Source organism: Pseudoalteromonas sp. MER144-MNA-CIBAN-0113, assembly GCF_040308965.1.
GTDB lineage: Bacteria > Pseudomonadota > Gammaproteobacteria > Enterobacterales > Alteromonadaceae > Pseudoalteromonas > Pseudoalteromonas tetraodonis.
Window position 1 is genome coordinate 1 of the sequence record NZ_JBEOOG010000147.1, and the last position, 2370, is coordinate 2370.

Genomic DNA, 2370 nt, shown 5'->3' on the forward strand with positions numbered 1-2370 from the left:
TCCGGAGCGGGAAATCGTGCAGGCTCAGGCAGCAGCATAAAACGGGAAAATCGGACAACTACCTTGAAAAACTCCGCTTTAAAAGAGTTGTCGCTGCTTGGTAATGGCCTTGAATGTATTCTTGGGCGGCTTTACATGCTATGAACTCGTGTTTTAGAACTTGAACGCTCGACTTTTGAATGATCGAGCTCGCTTGTTTTAAAAAGTGTTTATAGGTGATAAGTCCGTTCGGTGTAGCTACATCAGAGAACCAACACTTAAATGTCATTACTCGGGCATCATCAAGCACATTTTTATATGGTATTCCTTGTTCTAATTTTTCTAAAATAGCCCTCGATTCAGCTATAGTTGTATAACCATAAAGAACCTTATCTATTTCACTTTTTACTTCACTGGCTGCTAAATTGGCAGAAAAAAGAACAAAACATAAAACCCTTAACATTTAAACCGTTACTCCATCAGGAACTACTATTCCGTAATTTAAATTTAGTTATTATTCTTCAATTGAGATTAACACAAAAGTTGTTTCAACATAACAACTACAGCTGAAAACAAAAAAGGTGAGCTAATTCGCTCACCTTTTCAAGAGTTATAGTTTGGGAAAAGAATTCCCAATCTTTAATAACTTTCCCAATCTTTAATAACTTTCCCAATCTTTAATAACTTTCCCAATCTTTAATAACTTTCCCAATCTATAATTATCATTCCCAAACTATAACAACTTTGATCAGTTCGTGTCGTACTCTAATAAAGTTTGTGAATCGGGTATTTGATTTATAAGAGCTTTTTAAAGACGAAAATCGAATATAGTTTGTGAACATCCCCATAACTGAATCGACTCTTTCCCTTCAAAATTTAATAAAGTTTGTGAGTAGTTTTGCTAATAATAGTCATCCCTTGGATCATGATATGGGTCAAAACCATGTTCGTGAATTACCCTCTTGATAAACGCAATATCAGTAAACTCTTCACTTCTATATATCAGCCAACTAAATAACCTTACAATGCTGTGAATTTCAGGCCGATTTTCACCTCTCCACGACAATAGGTGCTGCATTATCAACCGAGGCCCATCATCAAGTTCATTTAGTCTACTTTTTACGTTGGAAGGTAATCCTGATAGCTGTCGTAATTCAGTTACATCTTTTATGTCGTTTAACTCAAAAGGCATTTCTCCAAAAAACACGTTATAAGCAAAAATGCCAAAAGCCCAAGTATCATAATTTTTTGTCGCTGAACCATGTTCCAAAAAGTCTGGAGGCATAGAAACAAATGAAGTCAATAAACGCTTATTGTTATCATGAAAAACTAACTGCTCATCAACATCTCGTTCAATGCCGTAAATATAGGCATTTTCAAGGTCATCGGATTGACAATTACCTAGATCTAAAAATTTAACTCTTGGATCATTTTCGGTTCTGTCACGGTCATACTTAGGCATCTCAAAGTCATCTAACAGTAAAATATTACTTGGGTGAAGGTCTCTATGTGTATATCCTGTTTGACTAAAGTAACTTAAACCAGATGCAATTCGATGAAGAAACTCATATTTTTCTTTAATTGAGTAGTCTTTTGTTGAAATATCTGACAACAATGACCCTTCTTCATATTTATAACCAAAACAAAAAACCATGCCAGAATGATACTCTTTCAAATCAAGTGCTATCTTAGGAAGAGGGTAGCTGCTTTCTGGTCCTCTGAAGTACTTTGGCTCTCTTGATGGGTTATCACCAAAGTCCATATTAAACTTATTATCCTTGAGTACTGAATACTCAAGTTTAAACCGCTCTAACTCAACTTTATTTCTTGGAGAAATTAGAAATTTAACGACAATTTTATTATTACCTTTTACGTAAACACTGCTTAACGCAGAGCCTCCTCCTAAAGATTCTAAAAATTCATAACCGTCAATTGTGAGTAACCCTAAAGACGACAATAGTTCATAGTTATTATCAGCCAACGTTCTTGACCTTATATTTCTCACAAAACAACATAACTTCTCCAGTAAAGTTAGAAGGTATTTCATCGACGTTTTTCACCAATTCGTACTTAAGACCGTCAAGCCTTTCCGCAATATCAAACTTAACGCCACTATCCCTATCAAATGCTTCTTTCGGAATAAGATCCAAAAAATCGTTTACATCTGCACAATAGATCAACGCATTATTTTCCCCCTCTAAGCTTATCTCTAGAAGAGAGCCACCAGCCTCGAAATGACTTGCCGCATGCTCTCTACATGGAGTACAAAATATGGTTTGGCTTCTAGCGCAAATACCTAATTTTTCTTTAAACCGTGAGCGTCTAGCGAACTACACCTATGTTTTAAAATTCCAGGGTAACAAGCTGTCGATATCGGGCTCAGGCTGGCAC

General features: G+C 35.9%; 2 protein-coding genes. Both read right to left on the reverse strand.

Translation table 11 applies throughout. The features are described from left to right. Window positions 1-58: 58 nt before the first annotated feature. Window positions 59-442 carry a hypothetical protein gene (locus AAEY57_RS19015; protein ID WP_350608557.1) on the reverse strand — a complete coding sequence of 128 codons (384 nt, stop codon included), beginning with the start codon at window positions 440-442 and terminating at the stop codon, window positions 59-61. Between the two features lie 438 nt (window positions 443-880). Further along, window positions 881-1960, reverse strand: a complete 1080-nt coding sequence (locus AAEY57_RS19020) for a protein kinase domain-containing protein (protein WP_350608558.1) — start codon at window positions 1958-1960, stop codon at window positions 881-883. Window positions 1961-2370: the final 410 nt, after the last annotated feature.

What these genes read in the sequence shown, in the direction of transcription:
- AAEY57_RS19015 (WP_350608557.1), bottom strand. Translation starts at nt 442, where the DNA reads ATGTTAAGGGTTTTATGTTTTGTTCTTTTTTCTGCCAATTTAGCAGCC.